Source organism: Paenibacillus sp. sg306046 (assembly GCF_059821225.1).
Window position 1 is genome coordinate 90,628 of sequence record NZ_JCAMRT010000010.1, and the last position, 24,644, is coordinate 115,271.

The window sequence follows — 24,644 nt, forward strand, 5'->3', positions numbered from 1 at the left end:
GATGAAACAGACGGCTTTGCGGCGAATGCCCTCCCTATTTGATCTGATCGTTTACACGCTGCTTGCGATCATTTTGCTCGGTGTGCTGTTTCCTTGCCTGTATGTGCTGTTCAGCTCGTTTGCGACAAAGCAGGAGACGCTCGCCCGGGGCTTCTTCCTCATTCCGGAGACGTGGACACTTAATTCCTATGGTTATTTGTTCAGCAATCATAACTTTTTGACCGCGTACTGGAATGCCTTCCAGATTACAATCGGCGGGACGCTGCTCAGTATTTCCACCACAACGCTGATGGCTTACGGGCTGTCCAGAACGTGGCTGAAGGGCAGACGGGCGCTGAATATTATGGTCGTCATTACGGTACTGTTCAGCGGCGGCATCATCCCGATGTATTTGCTTACAAGCCAGCTGGGGCTGTTGAACAGCTTCTGGTCGCTGTTTCTGAACAACTTGATTTTGCCGTTTAATTTAATTGTCATGCGCAGCTTTTTCCAGAATACGCCCAAGGAGCTGGAGGAAGCGGCGCGGATCGACGGCTGCGGCGAGTGGACGCTGTTTTTCCGGGTCATGCTGCCCTTGTCCATGACTTCGGTAGCGACGTTTATCGTGTTTTACGCTGTATTTTACTGGAATTCCTATTTTCAAGCGATCTTGTTTATCAGCGATTCGCAGCTGATTCCGTTGCAGGTGTTTTTGCGTCAAATCGTGCTGGAATCCGGCAATTCTCTGGAATCGGTCGCCGGCGGCTACGAGTTCGGTCCTCCTGTCAAAATGGCGGTTGTTGTCATGGCTTCAATCCCGATGATTGTGATGTATCCGTTTTTCCAGAAGTATTTCGACAAGGGCATGCTGGTCGGCTCCGTCAAGGGGTAAACGCAGAACAGGACTGCCGGAAGCGAAATCCGACTATGCTATAATGGAAAGCAGGCTGCCGAGGTTCAGGCTTCGGGCCTGACTTCCATTATGAAACTAACGGATGGTGTTCCTATGTATCAGGTCATGGTAGTAGAGGATGAGCAGTGGATTCGCGGCGCAGTCGTCAAGATGGTCGAGCAGCTGGGCGGCGCCTTCGAGGTAGTGGCCGAGGCGGGCAACGGAGAAGAGGCGCTGCAAGCGATTTATCAGGTATGGCCGACGATTGTCATTACCGATATCCGAATGCCGATCCAGGACGGCTTGTGGCTGGTGCGCGAAATTGCGGAACGTCAGCTGCCGGTCATTCCAATTATTTTGACAGGCTACAATGAATTTGAATATGCACGCCAGGCGCTGCGGTATCACGTCTGTGACTTTCTGCTGAAGCCTGTTCTGGAGGATGAGCTGAGCAAGGCGCTGGAGAAGGCGAAGGCTGCGATTCCGCAATTTCATAATTTACGGCAGTATTACTTGGGGATTCAGCAATTTTTCGATAAAATTACGGACTATGATTCAGCCGCGCTGTTCAAGGAGCAGGCGCAAATTGTCAGCCGCATCGCGGCAGCCGACGATTTGCAGGAAAGTGAGAAGGGGGTGCTGCTCCGGACGTATTCGGGCAAGTACAATGACTTGATCCAGAGCATGCTGCCGAGCTTCGCCCGCATACCGCTGCCGGCGGGAGGACGCGCGGAGGAGATTGGCGCGCATTTCCTGAAGCTGACCGAGGAATGGCTGCAATGCTACAACACGATGACCAACGGCGAGATGCGTCAGGTCATTCGGAAGGCGTGCGACTATCTGCAGGCTCATTACCGGGAGGAGCTGTCTGTCGCGGACATTACCCAGCGCTTTCATATCAGCGTCTCGCAGTTCAGTCTGCTCTTCAAGAAATATACGGGGCAGTCATTTATCAATTATTTAAATACGCTGCGGATTCAGCAGGCGAAGCATCTGCTCGTCGAAGGGGAGCGCAAGATTTACGAGGTGGCCGAGCTGGTGGGCTTCCAGTCGCTGCCGCATTTTAATCGGGTGTTCAAGCAAGTTACGGGCCAGTCGCCCAATGAGTATCGGAAATGGTTAAATGTGTGAGCGGATGAACCGTTTATTGGGACGATTTCACCGGCGATTTTCGATCAAGACGAAGCTGACGATCGCCTTTCTGCTGGTCGTGCTCGTTACGATTTTGCTGATGGGGTTTTTGTCGTATCAATTTTATAACAACGGGATTAAAAATGATTTTCACCGCATCTCCCAGGAAGCGACGCTGCGGCTCAATCATCATATTGATTTCTATATTTATCAGCTGACCAAATCGACGTCCTCGGCGGCCAAGGATGAGCTGGTACAGCGGTGGATGAAAGACGGGCAGCAGGCGTCGCTTGAAGAAAAGCTGGACGTTCAGAACGTGCTGCGCCGACATGTCGCTTTGAACTATCCGGAAATCGTAGGCATGTTTTTGCTGACCCCTGACGGCCGCACGCTGGCAATGACGAATCTGGCGCTTCGTTCGGAGGAAGTGCTTGCTCAGGAGCCTTGGTACGGGAACGGCATTCCGGAGAAAACAGCGGTCATTGCGACCCATGCGGTGAAATATGTAAATGAGGATGTACGGGTCATCTCGCTCGAAATGCCGATTTTTAGCGTGGAAAGCATGGAATTGCTCGGAAAGCTGGTCATTGACTTTCATCTGGACGAAATTCAGCGTACCTTCGAGAAGTCGAGTCTGGCGCCGCAAGGCCGCTTCTTCATTATTTCGGCGCAGGATACTCTGGTGTATTACCCGAATTACAAGTGGCTCGGCTTGCCGCGTGAGCAGACGACGCTGTGCCAGCTTGACTTGACCAATAATGAAAATGCGTCTGTGCAGCAATGGGGAGGAGAGCGGACGCTTGTCGCCGTCACCCGGTCGGACACGACAGGCTGGACGTTTGTGTCGATCGTCCCCTTCGAGGAGATGGCGTCGGCCTCCAAGCATACCCCAAACACGATGCTGCTTGCATTTGTCATCATTGCGGGCTGTATTGTGGTCATTGTGCCTTTTTTGTCGGGCGCGCTTGTGAAGCCGATTTTGCAGCTGCGGCAGGTGATGCGCAGCGTAGAGCGCGGCGACCTGCAGGTTCGGGCGCCTGACGCGGCGGGGCATGATGAATTCCAGTATTTGAACCGCAGCTTCAACCGGATGATCGAGCAGGTGAACCAGCTGCTGGAGACGGTAAGCACGCTGAAGCTGCAGGAGGTCAGCCTCCAGCTGCGCGAGAAGGAAGCGCTGGTGAAGGCGCTGCAAACCCAGATCAACCCGCATTTTCTGTATAACTCGCTCGACATTATTAAAAGCATGGCTTATCTGGAGGATATGCCGGAGATGGTGAAGATGGCGCGGAGCTTGGCGGACTTCTACCGCTACACCGCCCAGGATATGAATGCGATTGTGCGGCTGGAGGAGGAATTGACGCAGCTCAAGCATTATTTGTCCATTATTCATATCCGGTTTCCCGGTACATTCCGCAGCCAATTCAGCGTCAATGACAAGTTTATGGCTTGCAGAATTCCAAAGCTGATCGTACAGCCGCTTGTGGAAAATGCGGTCAAATATGCGATCGAAGCAAAGGAAGGCAAGGGCAGCATTATCGTCAATGCCTTCGACGACCGATCGGACCTCGTGATCGAGGTAGCGGATAACGGACCCGGCATACGCCGGGAACGTCTGGCGGAAATTCAAGCGATGCTGCAGCAGCTGTCGGACAATGCGCTGCATGAATACGGCAAGCAGCCGAGCCTCGGCTTGGCAAATGTGCATGCACGCATCGTGCTGCAGTACGGCAGCCGTTACGGGTTAAGCATTGATTCCTTTGAGGGCCGCGGGACGGTCGCTTCGCTGCGGCTGCCGCTTCCCGTTATCCAGCACAATTCTGAAAGTGAGGGTTATCCTTGAAAGCCATTATGCTGATGTTTGATACACTCAATCGACATATGCTGCCGCCGTACGGCTGCGATTGGACTCATGCGCAGAATTTCAAGCGGCTGGCCGAGAAAAGCGTAACGTTTGATCAAGCTTACGTGGGCAGTATGCCGTGTATGCCGGCGCGCCGCGAGCTGCAAACCGGCAGGTACAATTTTCTGCACCGGAGCTGGGGACCGATGGAGCCGTTTGATGATTCGATGCCGGAGCTGCTGAAAAAAAGCGGCGTTTATACGCATCTCGTGACCGATCACCAGCACTATTGGGAGGATGGCGGCGGGACTTACCATACCCGGTACAGCTCGTGCGAGCTGATCCGCGGTCAGGAGGGCGATCCGTGGAAAGGCGAGGTGGCCGAGCCGGAGCTGCCGGACATGATCGCAATGAAGGAGATGCATTCGCTGGTCCGTCAAGATTGGATCAACCGGAAGTATATCCGGGAGGAGCAGGATTTCCCGCAGGCGCAGACGATGGCGAAGGGGCTGGAGTTTATCCGGCATAACCGGGAGGCGGACCGCTGGTTTGTGCAGATTGAAACGTTTGACCCGCATGAGCCATTTTACGCGCCGCAGGCGTACCGGGACCTGTACCCGCATGACTATGCGGGGCGACACTTTGACTGGCCGCCTTACGGGTCGGTGAAGGAGACGAAGGAGGAGATCGCGCACGTCCGTTATGAATATGCCGCCTTGCTCAGCATGTGCGATCATTACCTCGGCAAGGTGCTGGATACGATGGATGAGCTCGATCTGTGGAACGATACGCTGCTGATCGTTAATACTGATCACGGGTATTTGCTTGGCGAGCATGACTGGTGGGCGAAGACGATCATGCCGTTTTATAACGAGGTCGCTCATATGCCGCTATTTATTTGGGACCCGCGCAGCGGCGCATGTAACGAACGAAGACAAAGCCTCGTCCAGACGATTGATTTGGCGCCAACGCTGCTCGGCTACTTCGGAATCGACGTTCCGCCGGATATGCAGGGCCATGATCTTGAGCAGACGATCGCTTGCGATCAACAGGTGCGGGAGGCGGCGCTGTACGGCTTGCACGGGGCGCATGTCAACGTGACCGATGGCCGGTATGTGTACATGCGGGCGCCGGTGTCTCCGGATAATACGCCGTTGTACAATTACACGCTGATGCCGACCCATATGCGCAGCCGGTTTTCTGTACAGGAGCTGCAGGACATTGAGCTGCAGGCGCCGTTTTCCTTTACGAAAGGGGTCCAGACGATGAAAATCGCTGCGGCGGGCTACAAGCATTTTCACTCCTTCGGCACGCTGCTGTTTGATCTCCAGCAGGACCCGTTTCAGCAAAGTCCGTTGACCGATCCCGCGGTCGAGCGGCAGATGCTGGAGCTGCTGAAGCGGCTGATGGCGGATAACGATGCGCCGGCCGAGCAATATGAACGCCTGGGCTTAGGCTGAGGACGCTGGGCTGATCCGACAGTCCAGAGCCAGATGGAAGGAAAGAATGTGTTTAATGACCCGCCAAGCCTGACCAGATGCATTTTCTGGTTAGGCTTTTATGTTATACTGAGGAGAAGTTGATTTGAAAATGGCACGGATGATGAAGGCGAAACATGCTGCGAATGCTTCAGCACGTTAGACATAGCTGAGGAGGTTACACCGGGTGAAATATGTAGGCTACCGGACTCAAGAAGAAGGGGTTAACCGATTTTTCGGATCTTTAGAGTCGCGAATTATGGAATTGATGTGGAATTCAGGCGATTGGGTCAATGTGCATCAGATTCGCGAAGGCCTTGAATCCGAGCATGACTATTCGGTCAATACGATCATGACGGTATTAAACAGGCTTGCCGATAAAGGGATCGTCGAAAAGCAGGCGCTTGGACGAGGCCGCAATAAATTATCGAAGTTCAAAGTAAAGGATACGAAGGAAACGTTTATATTAGAGCAAACAAGAAGCGTCACGGAAGGTCTCATTAAGGATTTCGGGGAAGTTATCGTTTCCCATATGATAGATGTGATGGAGGAGGTCGATCCGGAGTTGCTTCGAAAGGTAGAACTGAAGCTTCAGGAGGCTCGGCAGAGGAACCAGGATGAGAATACGAAACCAAGCTGAATTTGCCTTCCGCCTGTTTGGGTGCATCGTATGTTTGTTGGCTGCCCAACTGGGCTGGTCTTTCTTTCATCAATTTAGCGACTTCAAGTGGGCGCCGAGCATGTATCCATTTGTTCATGCTGTGTGGAGAGACTTTAGTGTTGTGCATAATCCCGGAGAACTGATCCTGACAAGCATCACCCTATGGATGGCTGTCGCTTTCATATGGAAGCTGGTAAGCGCCGCTCTGGATCATCATCGTTGGAACCGGCTTATTTCCAGCCGGACCGATCATGAACGTTCCAATCAGTGGACCGGGAAGTTTCCGAAGCTGGAAGCGCCAATTATCGTCATCCAAGAATCCCGAATGCTGGCCATGACATCCGGCGTCCGCAAGCCAAAGATTATCCTTACGACCGGCTTGATTGAAGGGTTGGATGAGCAAGAACTAACCGCAGTCATTCTGCATGAAGGCTATCATGCCGCATACCGGCATCCGATTAAAAAATGGTTTCTTCAGCGTCTCGCACGAATCATCTTTTTCCTTCCGGTTCTCCGGACGTTGTCTACCTATTATGCCGTCTGGATCGAACTACTAGCCGATCGAGCCGCGATGGATACGATGCAAAATACAATCCCCCTCGCATCGGCCCTTGTTAAGCTGATTCATCAACCAGGAGGAACAGCAACATACATTGGCGTAGATTTTGCCAGGACGGCGGTTAATTTTCGCTTGAAGCAAATTCTGAATGGCGAAGACCGCCAGGAGCTTACTTTCTGTTCCTGGAGCACCTGCTGGTTATCCGTAATTCCGGGAAGTTTGGTGACGATCATTGTATTTTTCAGTTGCTTATGAACAAGCGGGGTCGAGCCTTTGGGCGAGCCTCGCTTTTTTGGATTAAAATTTGAACATATTCGCAAAATGCGCATCCAAAATATTGACACGCTTACAGGATTGGCATACATTTAAAACTACATCACGTAGTTTTTATGAACGTCTGAGGTTGATAGGTCGCAAGCTATCCATTTTCTGTTTATGAAGGAGGAAATTCGATGTCCAAGCAAACAAAGGCTGCTCCCTACACATCAAAGCCTGCCGGAAACCCAGTGAAGCGGCTTGTCGTCATGACGGCAGCGGTGATCGTGTTATTGATCGCATGGTTTGGGGTAACCAGGATGTCATCAAGCAATGAAACGCCGGTCGCTTTTAAGGAAATGCCTTCATTAGTTGATCAGCCTGTACAGGGACAAGAGCAGGCGCCGGTGACACTGATTGAATTCGGCGACTATAAATGCCCGTCATGTAAGGCGTGGAGTGAAACCATCTATCCAAGGCTAAAAGCCGATTATATTGACACGGGCAAACTGCGGTTTTCTTACATTAACGTCTTGTTTCACGGGAAAGAATCGGAGCTTGCCGCGATAGCCGGAGAAGCCGTTTTTGAACAGGATAAAGAAGCGTTTTGGGCGTTTAACAAGGCGTTATTTGCGGCCCAGCCGAAGGAAAACCATGACGGGCTATGGGTCACGGAGGAGAGGCTGCTTGAAGTTGCGAGGGCGTCTGCTCCAGCAATCAACTTGACCAAATTGAGCGAGGATATCAAAAAGCAAGCAACGCTCGCTAAAGTTAAAGTTGATGCTGAGCTCGTGGAAACGTATAACATTAAGCAAACGCCGACGATTATGATTAACGGCGCCATCGTGCAGAATCCATTTGATTTGAATGAGATCAAATCCTTAATCGACCAAAGTGTCGAGGGTAAAAAATAATGAGAGCCTCCGTTCAACCTTATTTGCTTTATGCCGCATGGATGGTGTCACTTGCTGCAGCCTTTGGCAGCTTATATTTCAGTGAAGTGCTCGGCTTCGTCCCTTGCGATTTATGTTGGCTCCAGCGAATCTTTATGTATCCGCTCAGCCTTATTTTAGGCATAGCCGCATATTACAATGAAACCTCCATCAAAAAATATGTAGTGCCTTTGACCTGCGTTGGAGGCTCCATATCGTTATACCACTATTTGCTGCAGAAGGTGCCTGGCTTTGTTGAAATTAAACCATGCACGCGCGGAGTGCCCTGCAATGTCGATTACATAGATTGGCTAGGCTTTATTACGATCCCTTTTTTGGCCTTAATCGGCTTTTCACTTATCCTCCTTTGTTTGACATTACTGAAGTCTCGACGGGATCGGCATGGAGAAACAAGCTGAGCCATCATGGGGCGTATGAAATGAGTCCGGGAAGAAGCAAGTATCGAATAGAAGGGAATACCTGCCATGCATGTTCATTTTAACGGGGCCTTGAATGTTAAAAAAATCAGAAACAGCGCATTGCTGCTCATTCCACTGCTGTTAGGCGCATTCGTCGTTGATCAATACGGGTCCATCCCGGAAGGAGTGCGCCTTTACCTGTACGTTGTTCCGTTTGCCGGGCATCTGCTTTTGTCGGTGGTGATGAAGCAGAGAGAGTCATGGGTGGTTGGCGGCATTTTGGGGACCTTGATTTCCATGGCTGTCATCATCCTTACCGTATTAGCTTCATGAAGCAGGCTGGAGTAGGCCTGGCGAACAGATGAATAAAGCAAGAGCAAGCTCCCTTATCGACAAAAGGGGGCTTTTTGCGCTGTTGTAAACTCCAGGAATAAACACCAATTTACGCATAACGACAAATTTAGATTAAAATTAGATCAAGAGTAGATCAAGAATAACTAAAAAATCGTTAAATCATGAGATTTATGCTAAATGATGTGGTATTGTGTAGATATAAAGAACTGGACGAGGTTTTAAAAGTAGTTCTAATTTACCATGGGAGAGGGATGTTTGGATATGAGACCAGGATTTTTTAACCATTTGGAGACGATGAGCCATGATGATGAGATGAGATACAGACACCTGATCCGCGGGGTCAAGCAGCTTTTGGAGGAAAAACAAAACGAAGGCATGCTGCGGAGAGTATTCCGGAGAAAAAGACGCGTTGAAGCAAAAGCATGGAAATAACAAGGTGAAACGATCTCTCCAGCCTCCGGAGGGATCGTTTTTAGGTTAAGATTGCGTAAATTTCCTGCGATATCGGGTGGAAAGTTCGGTTATACTTAAATACTGGCTATGCATTTTCACGGAATGCTGGTAGGATAGTGGTTATGCTTAAAGATGAGTTAGGCACTTGTTAGGCATGGAAGCGGAACGAATGTTCCTGTTATGTGGCCGAATAACTTCGCAATCGGAGAGAAATCCGGCCGCGGTTGACGTGCTAAGCTTAACTTAAATTGATTTTGAGCATAAGGGGAGATCATTCTTGAAAAATCATCCGGAACAGGCACCGCCTCAACAGCATGAAGGAACATTTGGAAGCAAAGCTAACCTTCTTGTTGTGATGGTGATGATCCTCGGTGTGTTCGTTGCCATATTGAATGAGACGCTGCTTAATGTGGCGTTGACCAAAATTATGGCTGACATGGGTATCCAGCCCGGTACGGCGCAATGGCTGTCCACGGGTTACCTGCTTGTCATAGGCGTTTTGATTCCTGTCACCGCGTTTCTGATTCAGCGGTTTACGACCCGAGCTTTGTTTTTGTCGGCGATGGGTTTGTTTTTTATCGGTACGGCCATCGCGGCGGTGTCGCCGAATTTTGCTACGCTGTTGATCGGCCGGGTATTGCAGGCGGCAGGCACGGGGCTGCTGTTCCCGCTGCTGACGAACGTCGTATTTGCCGTCGTGCCGCTGGCGAAGCGGGGATCGGCGATGGGTACGATCGGGATTGTCATTACGTTTGCGCCTGCGATCGGACCGACGCTGTCCGGTGTCATCGTTGAGCATTTCAGCTGGCGCGTGCTGTTTTACGGCGTGCTGCCGATTGCGCTGTTTGTTATCTTCTTTGCGTTTGCGAAGCTGAAAAACGTAACGGAGACGACAAATCCGAAAATTGACGTGCTGTCCTTGCTGCTGTCTACGCTCGGCTTCGGCGGCCTCGTATTTGGATTCAGCAGCGCGGGCGAAGGACATGGAGGCTGGTCCAGTCTGCAGGTGCTTATTCCGATTGGCGTCGGCGTTGTCTCCCTCGTCCTGTTTACATGGAGGCAGCTGACGATTGCTCAGCCGCTGCTGAATTTGCGGGTGTTTTCCTACCGAATCTTCCGTCTGTCCACGGTTATTATGATGATTGTGATGATGTCGATGTTTTCCGCGATGATGCTGCTGCCGATTTTTCTGCAAAATGCATTAGGCTACAGCCCGTTTCAAGCGGGGCTGGTTATGCTGCCGGGCGGTATTTTGATGGGGATCATGTCCCCGATCAACGGGCGGCTGTTCGATAAGTTCGGGGCCAAATGGCTGGCCATTGTCGGTCTGTTGCTGATCGCCAATACGCTGTGGCAATTTGCCTTTATCAACACATCAACCTCTTATACCTTCATTATGGTCATGAACACGCTGCTGATGCTTGGCATCTCGATGCTGATGATGCCTGTCATGACTAATGCGCTGAATGAGCTGCCGCCGATGCTGTATGCGCACGGCACAGCGGTGATCAGCACGCTGCAGCAAGTCGCCGGAGCGGTCGGAACGGCGCTGCTGGTCGGTATGATGACGACTACGGCGGGCAAATACGCCGCCAATGCAGGCGCCAGCCTCGCGCCGGAGCAGCTCAAGGTGCTGTCGATGATTGCAGGGATGAAAAGCGCTTTTTTGTTCGCCTTCTCGCTGGTGGCCTTCGCACTGATCATTTCCTTCTTCGTTAAGCGGGCCGTACCGCCGAAAGCGGAGCCGGGAATGGATGCACAGCGGGCGCCTGTTCATTAAGCAGCGGCTGGCATGGGACGGCTGAATCGGTACGTCTTTGTATGTGAAAAAGCTTCCGGACGGCGCCTGCGTGGCGCTGCCTGGAAGCTTTTTTGCTGCGAGCGGGTCGTGCTGCGGGTTACGCGCGGGTTCGCCGCGGACCGGGCCGCTTGCTTCGGTTCAGAAGGACTTCAAGAGCCGGGGGAGGATTTTTTCATCTTGCCCGGATTGTTGATTTTATAAGGGACGGGATGCTTGGTCAGCTTTTTGGCAACGAGCTTGCCCTCGAAGGTCAATTGGTCGCCGACAGCCAGCTCCAGCTTTTTCAAGGTAGCGCTATGGCTTGACCACGCTTCGCCGAGCTCCAGAGCAGGCTCTGTGATGCATACCGCTTCGTAAATGACGACCTCGTCATCGTTGTCGGAGAAGTGATTCGGCACGGTAACAAACGCTTTGACGGTGGCCGTCATGCTGACCTTCTCCTCGGGCAGCGTCAGCTTGGCCGCTTTTGTTTTTTTCGCGCTCTTCGGTTTGTCAGCGGGTGGCTGCTCGTCCAGTGTGAGGGGTGGCTCTGCTTGAAGCGATGCCTGCTGCGCTTGATCGGAATCGGACTGCGGGCTGTCGGCGGCGGGAGAGAACGCTGCCTCGGCAGAGCCGGCGTTGGTGTCCGGGGACTGTCCTTGAGCATAGCTGGTGTTATTGTCTTCGACAGGCTGCCCTTCGTCTGCACGGGGCCCTGCGTCAGCTGCGGGCTGACCGGAATCGGCCGCGTCTCCGCTATTGGCTTCGGCTGTCGCTTCGGAGCTAAGCCGCTGGACGAAGCCGGACGCCTGCATTTCCTTCAAATAGGAAGGGTGGATGCAGTGCCGCCGCTGGTCCTCGAATTCAATGACAGCCGTAATCGCATCGACGAAGCCGATGATCGTGCAGGGTAGGCTTGCGCCGTGTCTTTTATAAAGAAAGGCTTTAGATTTCGTCGCTTTATCGGTCAGCAGCCCCCATAGCTTGCACTGCTCGATCAGCGCGGCTTCATCGTCGAAGGGTTGGTAGGTGACAGGTTCAATCAGGAATGCAGATCCCATAGCTCCATTGGCCGCCTTTCTGCTTCTGTTTTCTGTCCCCTATTGTACCATGTTTTGCGCCGGAGCGCTTACGGCTGCAGACGCCTAAAACCATTCACCAGCACACAAACCGGTGGCGGCGAAAGGTTTTAGGCGCGCTTGCGTTTGCCCGTCCCATCCCGTTCAGACGGGACAACGTCCGGTTACGGCTGGACCAGCCGGGTCCAGACGGTCATTTCGCCGCGGCCGCGGTTGCCCCACCTGCAGTAAGGCACGGCGCGAAAGCGGACCGGCTGGCTGAGCTGACGCAGCGGACGATACGGCGCATCCTCCCAGGTCGCGGCATCATCCCGCAGCGCATCGCCTTCAATCACGTACACGCCGCCCAGCAAGTCGGGCTCGAATGTTTCAACCAGTCTCGTGTTGGCGTACACGGCGAGTGAGGCAAGCGGAGCGCCGTTGTCGATCTCCTCCAGGCTGTAAACGAGAGGGCCGCGCTGCAGCGCGGCTTTGCCTGCGACAGCCCGAATCGATGGATGTCCCTCGATCCATTGGGCCCGCAGTGGAAGCGTCCATTCGATCTGATCGTGATCGAACCACAGCCGGTCGATTTCGGCATAGCCGTTGACGAGCCGAATGTTCGCATCGGCCGCTTCGCCGTTGACACGCAGCGCTGGGAGAGCTTCTGCGGCATGGCCGCACCAGTCGGGCACCCGCAGCGCAAGCGTAAAGCGCTTAGGCTGCGCGAGCTGCAGCAGGAAGCTGACCTCGCCACTCCACGGCAGCGTCGATTGCTGCTTGAGCCGGACGTGTTCGCCGTCCACCGTCAGCTCTGCGTCGCTGCCGATGTACAGCTGGGCGAACAGCTTGTCGCCCCGTACGGTATATATATAATCGCCGAGTGAAGCGAGCAGTCTGGCGACGTTGGGCGGGCAGCAGGAGCAGCCGAACCACGGCTGCCGCTCGGCCTTCACATGAAACTTCCCAGGGTTGTGCTCGCAAGCGGTTGGCCATACTTCCAACGGGTTGACGTAGAAGTAGCGGGTGCCGTCAAGCGACATGCTGCCCAGCACGAGATTGTACAGCGCTCGCTCCATCACATCCGCGTAACGGCTGTCCGGGTCCGCCTGCAGCATCCGCTGCGCGAAAAAAATAAGGCCGATGGACGCGCAGGTTTCCGCATAGGCCGTATCATTGGGCAAATCATAGTCACGGGTGAAGGCTTCGCCGTGATGCGTGGACCCGATGCCGCCTGTCACGTACATCTGGCGGGTTGTGACATTGGCCCACAGCCGTCGGCAAGCGTCGAGCAGCTGCTCGTCCTGTAGCAGCAGCGCCAGATCGGCCATTGCCGTGTACATGTAGACAGCCCGCACCGCATGTCCGGTTGCGACGCTCTGCTCGCGGACCGGCAGATGGCTCTGGTTGTAGGCCAGCCAGGCAGCCGGGATCGGGCCGGCCTGCGGCGTTTGGTTGCGCGTCATGCGCTGCTTCCATTCCTCCTCGAAGAAGTGGGGGGACTGACCCCGCTGGTCGATAAAATAGCGGCTCAGCCGCAGGTAGCGGCTTTCTCCGGTCGTTTTATACAGCTTGACCAATGCAAGCTCAATTTCCTGATGTCCGTCATAGCCTGGCAGCTGGCCCGACTCGGCGCCGAATACGGAGCCGATATAGTCGGCGAAGCGGCACATCGCATCAAGCAGCTTGCGCTTGCCGGTCGCCTCGTAATAGGCAACGGCAGCTTCCATCATATGTCCGGCGCAGTAAAGCTCATGATCGTCCTTCAAATTCGTCCACCTGTCGCCAGGCCGCTTGATTGTGAAATGCGTATTCAAGTAGCCGTCCGGCTGCTGCGCCTGAACGATCAGGTCGATCAGGCCGTCGGCGAGCTGCTCCAGCTCCGGGTCCGGATGAGAGGCCAGTGAATAACCGACTGCCTCCAGCCATTTGGCCGGATCGCTGTCCTGAAACACAAGCCCGCCAAACTCGCCTTCCTCCAGGCCGCCTGCAATGCGCAGGTTGCGGATCGCGTGACTGGGAACGGCGTCCGGCAGCTCGTCGTTTAACGCTTGCCATTGGTAAGGAATCACCTTCTTGCGGATCAGCTCGGTATAGGGCGTCCAAAAATGATCGTCAATGTGAACAGACGGCTTGGCGGCTTGCAGGGGGCGGTTGGTCATCATCGGAAATGAACACTCCTTTATAGGGGCAATTGGCTGTTTCTTCCCTTATTGTAGCTGGTATAATGAAGCCAAACGACGACGAAATGCAACCTGTTTTTGATACAATTTCACACAGCTAGGAGTGGGGCGATGCAGGAAACGAGGCTGGTCATGCTGCAAGTACCGCCGCTTCCGTATTATCTGGAAAGCGGCAAAACGATCGCGCCGCCAGGCTGGCAGCATCCGAACCGGACAGGACTCGGCTTGTTCGACCTGCTGCTTGTCGCCAGCGGGCGGCTGCATATGGGCGAGGACGGGCAGGAGTGGCTGCTGGCGCGCGGCGACTGCCTGCTGCTGCGACCGGACGGCCATCATTATTCCGTCAGCCCCTGCGCGGAGGAGACGGTCTTTTACTGGGTCCATATGCAGGCGACAGGCGGCTGGAAGGAAGTGACGACTGCCGCCGGGCACGAACTGCTGCTGCCCGAGCGGCTGCCGGATGACCGGGAGACGGGGCCGGTCGTGAGCCGCTCGGCAATTTCCATCCCGAAAAGCTGTCCGCTGGGGGATGCGGAGGCCGGCTTCCGCATGCTGGAGCGGCTGCTGGAGCTGTCCGTCGAAACACGCTCCGTCGCCTTCTGGCAGGAGCAGCAGCTGTTTCTGGAGCTGGCTCGCCTCCTAGCTGCGGAAGGGCAAGCCGCTCATGCTTCGCCAGTGCTGGCGCTGGCGGAGCGAACGGAAGCGTTTCTGCGGCAGCACTACCGGCAGGAGGTGACCAATGAGTCGCTGGCGGAGGCGCTGCACTTCCATCCGAACTATATCATCCGCTGCATGAAGCAATGCTACGGCTGCACGCCGCTGGAGTTTTTGTCTGCGTACCGGATCGGGCAGGCGAAGCTGCTGCTGCTCAAGACGGAATGGTCGGTGGCCCGGATAGCCGAGCATGTCGGGTTTCGTTATACGCCTTACTTTACCCGCTGCTTCCGGCAGCAGGTCGGCGTGACCCCGCTCCGCTACCGCAAGCAGTATGCGGGAGAATCGGGGACAGCGTGACATGGCTGCAGTGTGGTATAGTGGAAAACGGAATTACGGATTCATACATCGAGTTGAGGTGGCAGGGATGGACGTTAAATTTTGCATGACCTGCGGTCATGCGTTGGAAAACCGCGACGTGGACGGCACGCTGCGCCGGGCTTGCCCGCAGTGCAGCTTCGTGCATTGGGGCAATTACAGCATCGGCGTCGGCGCGCTGGTCGTCCGCGAGGGCAAGGTTCTGCTTGTCCGCCGGGCGCAGGAGCCGGGAAAAGGCTACTGGACCAACCCCGGCGGTTATATCGAGCAGCTGGAGCCGATCGAGGAGACCGTGGTGCGCGAGGTGCGCGAGGAAGCGGGCATTGCGGCGGTCGTCTCAGGCGTCATTGCCTTGCGCGACCAGCCCCGCAGCATTCATAACGTGTACATCGCGTTTGCGATGGACTATGTGTCGGGGGAGCCGGAGCCGGACGGCGTGGAGGTAGATGGAGCGGGCTTCTTCAGCGCCGCCGAGATGGAAGGGATGCATGTCGCTCCCTTTACCCGCTGGCTGGTCGAGGTTGCGCTGCAAGGGCAAGCGGACGGCTTGCAGACCGACCGTCATCCTGCATGGGAGCAGCTCAAGGGGTATGGTCTGTTCCGAACGCAAACGAAATAAGCGTCGTCAGCTTGTCCTCGTCAAGCGGCCCGCTGTTGTCAAAGTCGAGCATCGCTGACGCGGGCAGCGGCCAGCAGATGTCGCGGCGGCCAAGCGCCAGCCGAAAGCTGTCCCAGTTGTCCAGCTTCCATACGTCCAGTATGGAAGCTCTTTGCTGTATGCGCTGATGGTAGGCGTCTTCGTCAGCCAAGTAAACGCTGATGACCTTCCAGCGTACGTGCTGCAAGGACAGACCGGCCCGGGCCAGCTCGCGCTCCGGCCACTGAGGGTCCGCCGTTTCGCGGGTAAACGGGCCGACGACGATTGCGTCGAGACCAAGCATGGTTTGCTCCAGCACAGCATCCATCGTAATCCGGTAGCCGAGGTCGCGGCAGTACGTTTTATAGACCGGCGAATCGCGGTCATTCGGGTCGAGGCCGGACATGAACATGATCGTCTCGGCGGCCGGCCGCAGCAGCGTGTCCATATCGAATAAGGGGGCTCGGCTGCGGCGGGCCAACGCTTTGGCCAGCGTCGTTTTGCCGGCCCCGGCGGGGCCGAGGATCATCAGGATCGTAGGCTTGCTCATAGCGTCGCTCCTTTGGCGAACAGGTTGCTTTAATTATACGGCGGCCGGATCGGGAACTCCAGCTGCGCAGCTCGGCAATGAAAAAATGACAAAAAATTAATGCCCGAAATTGTTACATTTTTGGAATTAGTTTATTATAATAAGGGACAGGACCTGGCTTTGTGCCGAGAACGAGAAATATCTTCGTGTTTTTGGCGAAATACGTCGAAAAAGATCATTTATTTGCCAGAAATGACTATACGTGCTGCGACAATACTCTTATACTTAACTCATTAGTGCAAATCAAGCTCGTATTAATGAAACGCGGCGATTTTTCCCGTTCAGGCATGAAGCTGGGGACTAAGCCGGGAGGGGGAGTCCGTCAAATATCTCTCCACACGTACGGCTGCACGAAAAAGAAAGCGGACAACGCAGAGCGGCATCGTCGAAGGCGCCGACGGAGCAGGAAGCGACTGCAGCAAGGCTGATCGCTCGAAAGGCAAAGCGGGCATCATGGAAGCAAAGAATTGATATTGGACATCTGGAGGCAGCAGCATGGACTTCGTATTAAAGCCGTTTACAGCGATTATGTCAAGATTAAAGTATGGTCCCAAATTTGTGCTCGTGAGTGTATTGTTTATAATTCCGATTGCGATTTTATTTTACATCTTCATGGCTGAGCAGCAGCAGCAAATTCGGACGCTGAAAAACGAGCAGCATGGCGCTGAGCAGATGAACCAGCTCGTGCCGCTTATGCTGATGGTGCAGCAGCATCGCGGGCTGATGAACGGTTACTTGAACGGCAACCAGGCATCGCAGCCGCAAATTGATGCCAAGCGGCAGGAAATCACCGACTTGCTGACCCAGCTTGATAAAAGCATCAGTGCGGCAGCTATCCCGAAAAGCGCGCAGGCATGGCAGTCCTTTAAAGCAAGCTGGACTTCCCTGCAAGCCGGGGTGACGCAGTTGAAGGCAACCGACAGCTTCGATCGCCATTCTGTGTTGATCGACGAGATGCAAGGTCTGATTGTCAGCATCGCGGATGAGACCGGCTTGTCGCTGGACGGCAATATTCGCTCTTATTACCAGATCCATATTCTGGTCAATGCGCTCCCTGCGCTGATTGAAAATGTAGCCGTTATTCGCGGATTGGGCAACGGCGTGCTTGCAGCAGGCGCGCTGCCTGAAGACGTCAGAGTACACTTGAGCGTCGAGGCCGCCCAGGCGCGGAATGCGTTCAAGGAGCTGGAAAAGTCATTGGGCAAAATATCTGGCGACCAGCAGGCGAATCAGGCAGAGCTTGGCGGGCAAAGCGAGAAAGCAACGCAAGCGGTGACGGCTTATTTGAACACGTTAACGGCCGAGATTTTGCAGAAAAGGCCGGTTACGATGAAGCCTGACGATTTTTTTGCCCAAGGGACAAAGACGATCGAGGCGGAAAGCCAGCTGTACAAGTTGATTTATGAGCAGCTGCAGCATTTGCTGGACGAGCGAATCGGCGCACTGGAGTCGGAGCGAACGGTGCTGTTGACGATCATTTTGATTATATTTGCCCTTGTTGTTTTGTTCTACACGGCGTTTTACCGCAATGTCATGGACACGGTGCGCACGTTGAGCAACCGGGTAGCTGCGATGGCGGCGGGCGATTTCTCGCAAGACATCCGGCTGAATACGCAGGATGAGCTGCAGACGGTAGGCAGCGCGCTGAACCAGATGCAGCAGGCGATGAACAACGTGCTCGGCAGCAATCAGGCAATTTCCGAGCGATCGGCTGCGTCTTCTGAGCAATTGTTCGTCATATCGAACGAATCCATGCTTGCGATGCAGCAGCTTGCCGATTCTGTGCAAAGCATTGCCGATGGCTCTGCGCTGCAGACGCGCACGATGGCAGAATCCTCAACCGCGATGAATGAAATCGCCCTGGGGGTGTCCCGGATTGCCGAAGCGGCCTCCGAGGTGACGCATGTTGCGGTGCGCGCGAGTGAAAGCGCGGTGGAAGGCAGCGCGCAGCTGGCGGACACGGTGCGGCAGATGACCGGCATGAAGCAGACGCAAGTCCAGTCGGCGCAGGTGGTCGCGCGGCTTGATGACCATTCGGCGCAAATCGGAGAAGTGATTCAAACCGTCGTCGATATCGCCCAGCAAACGAAGCTGCTTGCGCTGAACGCCAATATCGAGGCGGCGCGTGCCGGCGAATATGGCAGAGGCTTTACCGTGGTGGCCAAGGAGGTCGGCAAGCTGGCCGAGGAAACCTCGCACTCAGGCGGCGTGATCGCCAGTTTGCTGCAGGATATTCGCGGCTTGGTGGAGGAAACGGTGGCGGCCATGCAGCGCATGCAGACGGAAACCGACAGCGGCATGCAGTCTATGGAAAAAACGAAGGCGATGATCGGCCGTATTTCCAGCGATATTCAAGTCGTCAGCGATCAAATGCAGGAGGTATCGGCAACCTCCGAGCAGATGTCGGCTGAAATGGAAGAGGTGACCGCCGCCATTCTGGAGGTATCCGCCATCTCGGCCAAAGCATCGGATGAAGTGGTGACGATGTCCGCCTCGACCCAGCAGCAGCTTGGCTCCATGGAGGAAATTCAGGCCGCGGCCGGGCAAATGCGGGATGTCTCCAGCCAGCTGCAGGACGAGCTGAGCAAGTTTACGCTGAAGGCGCAGTAGGCGGCCGCAGATCATTTTCCAGCTTCAAAACCGGATTTCACTCGCGCGAAAGAGCGTGCAGCTTGTCGGCCTGATGGCCGGGCGAGCGTGCGCGCTTTTTTGCGTTGCCGGAAATGCGGGGCTGAGTTCCAACTCGCTGGCTTAACAAACACATGGACAGCTTAGACAGCTTGGGCAGCGGTATACGGGTGTCGCGGCTTAGGCGAGCACAGTTTGGACAACGTATATCCATATCGACAAACCATACATTTGTCCCCGTCGAATAGTGAAATTAGGGGCTGTCCCGAGCCGCGGGTTCCCCGTATACTGGGGCAAGATACGGTGTCAGGAGGTGGCTGGACATGGCGCAGCTTATAAAATTAGGGGTGATTGACGATATCCGGACGGTCGTGAACGGCATCGTGAATCAAATTGATTGGCTGGACCACGGCATTGAGGTTGTCGGAACGGCGTCCAACGGCGAGGACGGGATGGAGATGATTCTCCGGACGAAGCCGCACATTATTTTAACGGATATCCGGATGCCGCGGATGGATGGGCTGGAGATGACCCGGCTTATTCTGGAGCACAGCGCGCTGACGCGGATTATTTTCATGAGCGGCTACAGTGATTTTGAATACGCCCAGCAGGCGATCCGGCTCGGAGCCTTCGATTTTATCCAGAAGCCGTTTATGCGCGCGCAGATCGTGGAGGTTGTGCTCAAGGCGAAGCAGGCGGTCGAGCTGGAGCTGGAGCGGCAGGAGCGGCTGAAGGATATGGAGGTCAAGGTGCGGGAGAGCATGCCCGTGCTGCGCCAGGAATTTTTCCGCATGCTGCTGCAGGTGCCGTCCAGTCTGACCAGTATTGAGGAAAGATGGAACTTTCTCGACATTGACATTGCCCGGGAGCAATTTATCGTGATGCTGATCGAGGTGGACCGCTTTGCGGATATTAGCCAGCCGCTGCCGATCGCCGAGGTGGAGCTGGTCCGCTTTACGATTCAAAATATTATCGAGGAAACGATCGGCAGCTTCACGAAGGGACTCATGTTCCGGGAAAATCTGCATCAGTTTGTCGCTTTGCTGAACCCGTCGCCGACGGAAAGCGCAGAGACGATCGCCGAGCGCTGCCGCGAAAATATCGCCCGTTATTCCGGCCATACCGTATCCATCGGGCTTGGCCTGGAGGTGCGCGATATTCAGCATATCACGCAGTCGTACCAGCAGGCGATGACGGCGTTGTCCTACAGCTTCTACACCGGCGGGGACAGTGTGTACAGCTTTCAGCAGGTGCAGGCGGGACGGGCGCTGCCGCAGCGGCCTGACCCGGAGCTGGAGAAGGAGCTGCTGTACAGCATCCGGATCGGCAATGAGGAGAAGGCGCTGGATGCGTTAAAGCGGATTTATGCCGCCAGCCGCTGGGAAGGGGGCGTGCCGGACCCCGGCGCGCTGAAAACGATGTACGTCGAGCTGGCCTTTATGATGAACCGCGCGATGGCCGAGAAAATGACCGGCGCTGACCGGACGGAGCTGGAGGCGCAGCTGCGGGATATTCAGCGCGATACGGCGTCCTCGTTAACGGGGCTGCAGGAGCGGATCACCGAGTTTTGCCGTCTCGGCTGCGAGTGGGTGCGCAGACAGCAGGCCAAGGAAGCGAACCAGCAGGTCGATCAGGTGATCGACTACATCCGGACCCATATTGACGCGAATTTATCGGTCGGCGACTATGCGAAGATGGTGTACTTGAGCAGCAGCTATTTCTCGAATTTGTTCAAAAAGGTAACAGGCATGACGATTACCCAGTTCGTCACGTATGAGCGGATGGAGAAGGCGAAGGAGCTGCTGATTCAAGGCATGCAGGTGCAGGAAATATCATTGGCGCTCGGGTACGAGGACCGGCCGTATTTCAGTGAAATTTTCAAGCGGCATACCGGGATGACGCCGTCCGAGTTTCGCCATCTGTACGAGTCGGGCAACTGATCGGGCTCTCCCCAGACAGTAACATTACCCCCCTTGCAAAGTGAAATTCCCTCTCACTCCTGACGCGCCGGTTCTTATATAGTTAGGGCAACCGATAACAGCAGGGAGAGGATTGCAGGTGAAAAACAGGACTTTGCATGCGTATGTATTTATTATTCCAAGCCTTGTGCTCACGCTGGTGCTCGGGGTATACCCGATTCTGTGGGCGCTTCGCTATATGTTCTATGAATATCCGGGCTATGGAGTGCCCGAATTTATCGGCTTGGCCAACTTTACGCGGGCGATGAAGGACGAGGTGTTCTGGCAGTCGGTCGTCAATACATTTGTGTACGCGGCGGGGAAAATTGTGTTTACGATTCCGCTGTCGCTGCTGCTGGCCGTTATTCTGAACCGCGCGATCCGCGGCCGCCAGCTGCTGCGTGCCATCTATTTTATGCCGACGATCATCAGCGCTTCGGTCATGTCGATTGTATTCGGGATTGTGTTTAACTCCTACAACGGCATCCTGAATCAATATTTGATGAAGCTCGGCATCATTTCATCGCCGATTGAATGGCTCGGTCCTGATTATGCGATGGTGACTGTCGTCATTATCGCGATCTGGGGAGCGATCGGCAACTATATGCTGCTGTTTCTCGCAGGTCTGCAAAACATTCCCGAGGATCTGTACGAGGCGGCTGCTATAGACGGAGCCAATACGCCGCAGAAGTTCTGGTACGTGACGATCCCGATGCTCGGGCCGATTTTGCAGATGATCATGATGCTGGTCATTACGGTGTCGCTGAAGGGCTACGAAAATATTATGGTGCTTACCGAGGGCGGTCCGTTCGGCAAAACCGAGGTTATGTTCCTTTACGTGTACAAGCTGTTTTTCCCGGTCTCCACGACAGGTGCGAGCGTACAGCAGATCGGTTACGGCAGCGCGGTCGGCTTTATTACGGCTTTGATTGTCGGAGCCATTACCCTGGTTTATTTTGCTGCGTCCCGCAGGCTTAACAAGCTGTACTAACTTCCATCCCGAAAGGAGACTGAATGGCATGAGTTCATCTGCGACTTCCATCAAGCCGGCGCTGTCCGGAGCGAAGCAGGGCGGTAATTCCCGTCTGCTGCATGTGCTGTCCATGACGCTGCTGTGGGTATTTCTGCTTGCAGTTGCCGTCTTTACATGTTTTCCAGTCATTGTGGCGATACTAGGCTCATTCAAAACGAATCTGGAGGTCACCTCCGGCGCGACGCTGCTGCCTAAGGACTGGCTGTTTTCGAACTACGCCGATGCCTGGAAGAAGGCCAACTTCGCCTTGTTCACATGGAATAGCGCCTTCGTCAGCCTTGCGACGACGGTGGGTACGCTGCTTATTACGACGATGGCGGCTTATGCGGTAGACCGCGGCCACTTCAGAGGCAAGCAGCTGTATGTCGGGCTGCAGGCCAGCACCATGTTTATTTCGATCGGAGCCGTTGTGCTGCGTCCGCAGTTCGACCTGATGGTTGCGCTCGGACTGAACACCTCGCTGTGGGGCGTGGTGCTCATTTTGATCAGCGCCCATGCGACGTCCTTCTTTATGCTGATCGGCTTCTTCAAGGGCATTCCGAAGGATTTGGATGAAGCGGCTTACATTGACGGCTGCAACTTCTACACGGTTTACTGGCGAATTGTGCTGCCGCTGCTGCGTCCGGCGATCGGGGTTACGGCGCTGTTTGCCTTCCGGAACGCATGGAATGAATACATTTTGCCGTTTGTATTTACGATGAGCAATCCGAAGCTGCAGACGCTGACAGTCGGGCTGTCCAATCTTAGATATGGACTTGGGGCCGCCTCTGAATTACAATTAATGCTGGCAGGCGCATGCATCTCGATTTTGCCGATGCTGCTTGTTTATGTGTTCGCCAACAAATCATTTATGCAGATGACCGCAGGTTCGCTCAAAGGGTAGCCGAGCGTAATCCGCCTGAGCCAGCGTAAGGACCTGACGGGAATGCCGTCAGGTTTTGTTGCGCTCATGCGGCTGGAGGGGGAGGTTAGGTCTATGCAGCGTTTCCTGTATCGGCTCTCGCTCAAAAAAAGGCTGCTGGCGGCGCTTGTGCTGCTTGCGATTATCTGTACGTCAGTGACCGGACTGACATCGGTTTATTTGGCCTCGCGCGTAGCGGAAAGCAACGCGGTGGAGCTTAGTCTGAATACGTTGAACAAATCGGCGCAGGTCATGGATGAACGGCTGAAGAGCATTTTGGTCGCCTCGTCGACCATTATGATCAGCGAGCCGTTTTTGCAGATGATGAAGGATGTCGCGTCCGGGAACAATACGGGTTATTATCAATATTTGACCGCGCTGCAGGTTCCGTTTACCCAGGTGAAGCTGACGGAATCGTCAATCGACTCCATTCTGATCGTCACGCCGGTCGGGGAGTTTTACCCAACCCACTCCGTTCGCAATCCGCACGTCCGGCTGCAGGACACGTCCTTGTATCCGCTGCTCCGAAACGGCAAGCCGTCCATCTGGGTGGAGAGCCACACCGATGAGCTGTTTGCTGGAGGCGGCCGGGTTGTTTCGCTGCTGCTCCAGCCTTATGTAGAAAACACTCCGGCTGAAGTGTACCTCATCATCAATATTCGCGAGGAAGCGCTCAAGCAGCTGATGTTTCGGAACATCCAGGACAAGAAGATCGGATTTCTGCTGTTGAACGGCGACGGTGAGCAGGCGGTCCGGTTCGCCGAGCAGGCGGCCAGTCTGGAGCAGCGGATGAAGCTGCAGGAGAGGATGCGCGAGGAGGAGAGCGGCTATCTGTCGCTGGGCCAGGGAGCGGAGGAGCTGCTCGTTCATTATACCCGACTGAATCTGGCCGATACGTGGACGCTGGTCAGCCTGCAGTCGAAGGCCGCGCTGCTCGGTCCGATGGCTGCAATCAAGTGGTGGGTGCTGCTGATCATGGGCGTCTGCATCGCGCTGGCGCTGGTCATGTCCGGCTGGCTCGCCGACCGGCTGCTCCGACCGTTGTACCGGCTGCAGGGGCTGATGCATAAGGTCGAGCACAGCGATTCGCTGGATGTGCGCTTCGAGAGCGTGTACCAGGATGAGGTCGGCCGGGTCGGTCACAGCTTCAACCGGATGCTGGCCCGGCTGGATGAGCTGATTCACGAGGTGAAGCGGTCTGAGCAGGAGAAGCGGAAATCCGAGATGAAGGTGCTGCAGGCGCAAATTGATCCGCATTTTCTGTACAATACGCTGAACACGATCTTGTGGAAGTCGGAGACGGCGGAGCATCAGGATGTGAAGGAAATGATTTTGTCGCTGTCCAAGCTGTTCCAGCTAGGTCTGAATCAGGGCCGCGAGCTGACGACGCTGGACAAGGAGCTGGAGCATGTGCGGCAATATTTAAGCATCCAGCAGAAATGCTATGAGGGGCTGTTTACCTTTGTCGTCGAGCTGAAAAATACCCGCTTGCTGCCGCAGCCGATCGTGAAGATCGTCCTGCAGCCGCTGGTGGAAAACAGCATCCTGCATGGCTTCCGGGACATGGAGGAGGGCGGCTTTATCTACATTGGCGTGGACGGAGACGAAGCCGGGCTGCGGCTGACGGTGGAGGACAACGGCTGCGGGATGGATGCGGATGAGGTGTGGAAGCAGCTGAACCAGGACAGCGCCGAAAGGTCGTCCTACGCTTTGTCCAACGTGTATGGGCGGCTGGCGCTTTACTACGGCTCCGGAGCCCGAATGCGGCTGGAAAGCGAGCCGGGCGTACGCACCGTGGTGACACTGACGCTGCCGGCCGTAAAGCTCGACGAGGAGGAAGACCGCAAAATCATCACCCTACGAAAGTGAATTTACCCTACCCGGGTTGT

21 protein-coding genes are annotated in these 24,644 nt (G+C 54.9%); 18 read left to right on the forward strand and 3 right to left on the reverse strand.

Features of this window, described 5'->3' with window-relative positions; genetic code table 11:
* The first annotated feature begins 1 nt into the window (after position 1).
* From AC6ROY_RS12365 to AC6ROY_RS12415, 11 genes are all read left to right on the forward strand, one after another.
* The gene (locus tag AC6ROY_RS12365) at positions 2-871 is read left to right on the forward strand and encodes a carbohydrate ABC transporter permease (RefSeq protein WP_500100757.1); all 870 of its coding nucleotides are present in this window, start codon (positions 2-4) and stop codon (positions 869-871) included.
* Between the two features lie 114 nt (positions 872-985).
* On the forward strand, positions 986-2,002 hold the full coding sequence (locus tag AC6ROY_RS12370; protein ID WP_500100758.1) for a helix-turn-helix domain-containing protein: 1,017 nt from the start codon (positions 986-988) through the stop codon (positions 2,000-2,002).
* A 4-nt stretch (positions 2,003-2,006) separates the two neighbouring features.
* Complete coding sequence (locus AC6ROY_RS12375; RefSeq protein ID WP_500100760.1) at positions 2,007-3,845, forward strand: cache domain-containing sensor histidine kinase; 1,839 nt, start codon at positions 2,007-2,009, stop codon at positions 3,843-3,845.
* Positions 3,842-5,305: a sulfatase gene (locus tag AC6ROY_RS12380; RefSeq protein ID WP_500100761.1), complete on the forward strand. Its 1,464-nt coding sequence runs from the start codon at positions 3,842-3,844 to the stop codon at positions 5,303-5,305. Before AC6ROY_RS12375 ends, AC6ROY_RS12380 begins: the two co-directional genes overlap by 4 nt.
* A 205-nt stretch (positions 5,306-5,510) precedes the next feature.
* Positions 5,511-5,963: a BlaI/MecI/CopY family transcriptional regulator gene (locus tag AC6ROY_RS12385; protein ID WP_500100762.1), complete on the forward strand. Its 453-nt coding sequence runs from the start codon at positions 5,511-5,513 to the stop codon at positions 5,961-5,963.
* The gene (locus AC6ROY_RS12390; protein WP_500100763.1) at positions 5,941-6,798 is read left to right on the forward strand and encodes a M56 family metallopeptidase; all 858 of its coding nucleotides are present in this window, start codon (positions 5,941-5,943) and stop codon (positions 6,796-6,798) included. The genes AC6ROY_RS12385 and AC6ROY_RS12390 overlap by 23 nt, the downstream gene beginning before the upstream one ends.
* A gap of 269 nt (positions 6,799-7,067) precedes the next feature.
* Positions 7,068-7,712, forward strand: coding sequence for a DsbA family protein (locus tag AC6ROY_RS12395; protein WP_500100764.1), 645 nt, complete (start codon positions 7,068-7,070; stop codon positions 7,710-7,712).
* The gene (locus AC6ROY_RS12400) at positions 7,712-8,149 is read left to right on the forward strand and encodes a disulfide oxidoreductase (protein WP_500100765.1); all 438 of its coding nucleotides are present in this window, start codon (positions 7,712-7,714) and stop codon (positions 8,147-8,149) included. Before AC6ROY_RS12395 ends, AC6ROY_RS12400 begins: the two co-directional genes overlap by 1 nt.
* A gap of 66 nt (positions 8,150-8,215) precedes the next feature.
* Positions 8,216-8,482 (forward strand): hypothetical protein, encoded by a 267-nt coding sequence (locus AC6ROY_RS12405; RefSeq protein ID WP_500100766.1) that lies wholly within the window; start codon positions 8,216-8,218, stop codon positions 8,480-8,482.
* A 276-nt stretch (positions 8,483-8,758) separates the two neighbouring features.
* The gene (locus AC6ROY_RS12410) at positions 8,759-8,935 is read left to right on the forward strand and encodes a hypothetical protein (RefSeq protein ID WP_500100767.1); all 177 of its coding nucleotides are present in this window, start codon (positions 8,759-8,761) and stop codon (positions 8,933-8,935) included.
* Between the two features lie 376 nt (positions 8,936-9,311).
* On the forward strand, positions 9,312-10,736 hold the full coding sequence (locus tag AC6ROY_RS12415; RefSeq protein ID WP_500100878.1) for a DHA2 family efflux MFS transporter permease subunit: 1,425 nt from the start codon (positions 9,312-9,314) through the stop codon (positions 10,734-10,736).
* A 170-nt stretch (positions 10,737-10,906) separates the two neighbouring features.
* Here the strand turns inward: AC6ROY_RS12415 and AC6ROY_RS12420 are convergent, their stop codons facing one another.
* Positions 10,907-11,797, reverse strand: coding sequence for a hypothetical protein (locus tag AC6ROY_RS12420; RefSeq protein WP_500100768.1), 891 nt, complete (start codon positions 11,795-11,797; stop codon positions 10,907-10,909).
* A 182-nt stretch (positions 11,798-11,979) separates the two neighbouring features.
* Complete coding sequence (locus AC6ROY_RS12425; RefSeq protein ID WP_500100769.1) at positions 11,980-13,959, reverse strand: glycoside hydrolase family 127 protein; 1,980 nt, start codon at positions 13,957-13,959, stop codon at positions 11,980-11,982.
* Between the two features lie 129 nt (positions 13,960-14,088).
* On the opposite strand from AC6ROY_RS12425, the gene AC6ROY_RS12430 reads away from it, so the two are divergent.
* Both AC6ROY_RS12430 and AC6ROY_RS12435 read left to right on the forward strand, forming a co-directional pair.
* A complete protein-coding gene (locus AC6ROY_RS12430) occupies positions 14,089-14,991 on the forward strand; it encodes a helix-turn-helix domain-containing protein (protein ID WP_500100770.1) in 903 nt (300 codons plus the stop codon).
* A gap of 67 nt (positions 14,992-15,058) precedes the next feature.
* On the forward strand, positions 15,059-15,628 hold the full coding sequence (locus tag AC6ROY_RS12435) for an NUDIX domain-containing protein (RefSeq protein WP_500100771.1): 570 nt from the start codon (positions 15,059-15,061) through the stop codon (positions 15,626-15,628).
* Here the strand turns inward: AC6ROY_RS12435 and AC6ROY_RS12440 are convergent.
* Positions 15,591-16,196, reverse strand: a complete 606-nt coding sequence (locus AC6ROY_RS12440) for a P-loop nucleotide/nucleoside kinase family protein (protein WP_500100772.1) — start codon at positions 16,194-16,196, stop codon at positions 15,591-15,593. The two genes, AC6ROY_RS12435 and AC6ROY_RS12440, sit on opposite strands and share 38 nt — an antisense overlap.
* A gap of 534 nt (positions 16,197-16,730) precedes the next feature.
* Here AC6ROY_RS12440 and AC6ROY_RS12445 point away from each other — a divergent pair.
* The 5 genes from AC6ROY_RS12445 (at position 16,731) to AC6ROY_RS12465 (ending at position 24,624) form a co-directional block, all read left to right on the forward strand.
* Positions 16,731-18,845: a methyl-accepting chemotaxis protein gene (locus tag AC6ROY_RS12445; protein WP_500100773.1), complete on the forward strand. Its 2,115-nt coding sequence runs from the start codon at positions 16,731-16,733 to the stop codon at positions 18,843-18,845.
* A gap of 341 nt (positions 18,846-19,186) precedes the next feature.
* Positions 19,187-20,803: a response regulator transcription factor gene (locus AC6ROY_RS12450; RefSeq protein ID WP_500100774.1), complete on the forward strand. Its 1,617-nt coding sequence runs from the start codon at positions 19,187-19,189 to the stop codon at positions 20,801-20,803.
* A gap of 118 nt (positions 20,804-20,921) precedes the next feature.
* Positions 20,922-21,812: a carbohydrate ABC transporter permease gene (locus AC6ROY_RS12455; RefSeq protein WP_500100775.1), complete on the forward strand. Its 891-nt coding sequence runs from the start codon at positions 20,922-20,924 to the stop codon at positions 21,810-21,812.
* A gap of 112 nt (positions 21,813-21,924) precedes the next feature.
* Complete coding sequence (locus AC6ROY_RS12460; RefSeq protein ID WP_500100879.1) at positions 21,925-22,737, forward strand: carbohydrate ABC transporter permease; 813 nt, start codon at positions 21,925-21,927, stop codon at positions 22,735-22,737.
* Between the two features lie 93 nt (positions 22,738-22,830).
* Positions 22,831-24,624: a cache domain-containing sensor histidine kinase gene (locus tag AC6ROY_RS12465; protein ID WP_500100777.1), complete on the forward strand. Its 1,794-nt coding sequence runs from the start codon at positions 22,831-22,833 to the stop codon at positions 24,622-24,624.
* Positions 24,625-24,644 lie beyond the last annotated feature (20 nt).

Bases quoted from the DNA above. Each gene is read 5' to 3' on its own strand.
- AC6ROY_RS12365 (WP_500100757.1), top strand. From the start codon at position 2: ATGAAACAGACGGCTTTGCGGCGAATGCCCTCCCTATTTGATCTGATC.
- AC6ROY_RS12370 (WP_500100758.1), top strand. From the start codon at position 986: ATGTATCAGGTCATGGTAGTAGAGGATGAGCAGTGGATTCGCGGCGCA.
- AC6ROY_RS12375 (WP_500100760.1), top strand. From the start codon at position 2,007: ATGAACCGTTTATTGGGACGATTTCACCGGCGATTTTCGATCAAGACG.
- AC6ROY_RS12390 (WP_500100763.1), top strand. From the start codon at position 5,941: ATGAGAATACGAAACCAAGCTGAATTTGCCTTCCGCCTGTTTGGGTGC.
- AC6ROY_RS12395 (WP_500100764.1), top strand. From the start codon at position 7,068: ATGACGGCAGCGGTGATCGTGTTATTGATCGCATGGTTTGGGGTAACC.
- AC6ROY_RS12400 (WP_500100765.1), top strand. From the start codon at position 7,712: ATGAGAGCCTCCGTTCAACCTTATTTGCTTTATGCCGCATGGATGGTG.
- AC6ROY_RS12405 (WP_500100766.1), top strand. From the start codon at position 8,216: ATGCATGTTCATTTTAACGGGGCCTTGAATGTTAAAAAAATCAGAAAC.
- AC6ROY_RS12415 (WP_500100878.1), top strand. From the start codon at position 9,312: ATGGTGATGATCCTCGGTGTGTTCGTTGCCATATTGAATGAGACGCTG.
- AC6ROY_RS12420 (WP_500100768.1), bottom strand. From the start codon at position 11,797: ATGGGATCTGCATTCCTGATTGAACCTGTCACCTACCAACCCTTCGAC.
- AC6ROY_RS12425 (WP_500100769.1), bottom strand. From the start codon at position 13,959: ATGATGACCAACCGCCCCCTGCAAGCCGCCAAGCCGTCTGTTCACATT.
- AC6ROY_RS12430 (WP_500100770.1), top strand. From the start codon at position 14,089: ATGCAGGAAACGAGGCTGGTCATGCTGCAAGTACCGCCGCTTCCGTAT.
- AC6ROY_RS12435 (WP_500100771.1), top strand. From the start codon at position 15,059: ATGGACGTTAAATTTTGCATGACCTGCGGTCATGCGTTGGAAAACCGC.
- AC6ROY_RS12440 (WP_500100772.1), bottom strand. From the start codon at position 16,196: ATGAGCAAGCCTACGATCCTGATGATCCTCGGCCCCGCCGGGGCCGGC.
- AC6ROY_RS12445 (WP_500100773.1), top strand. From the start codon at position 16,731: ATGGACTTCGTATTAAAGCCGTTTACAGCGATTATGTCAAGATTAAAG.
- AC6ROY_RS12450 (WP_500100774.1), top strand. From the start codon at position 19,187: ATGGCGCAGCTTATAAAATTAGGGGTGATTGACGATATCCGGACGGTC.
- AC6ROY_RS12460 (WP_500100879.1), top strand. From the start codon at position 21,925: ATGACGCTGCTGTGGGTATTTCTGCTTGCAGTTGCCGTCTTTACATGT.
- AC6ROY_RS12465 (WP_500100777.1), top strand. From the start codon at position 22,831: ATGCAGCGTTTCCTGTATCGGCTCTCGCTCAAAAAAAGGCTGCTGGCG.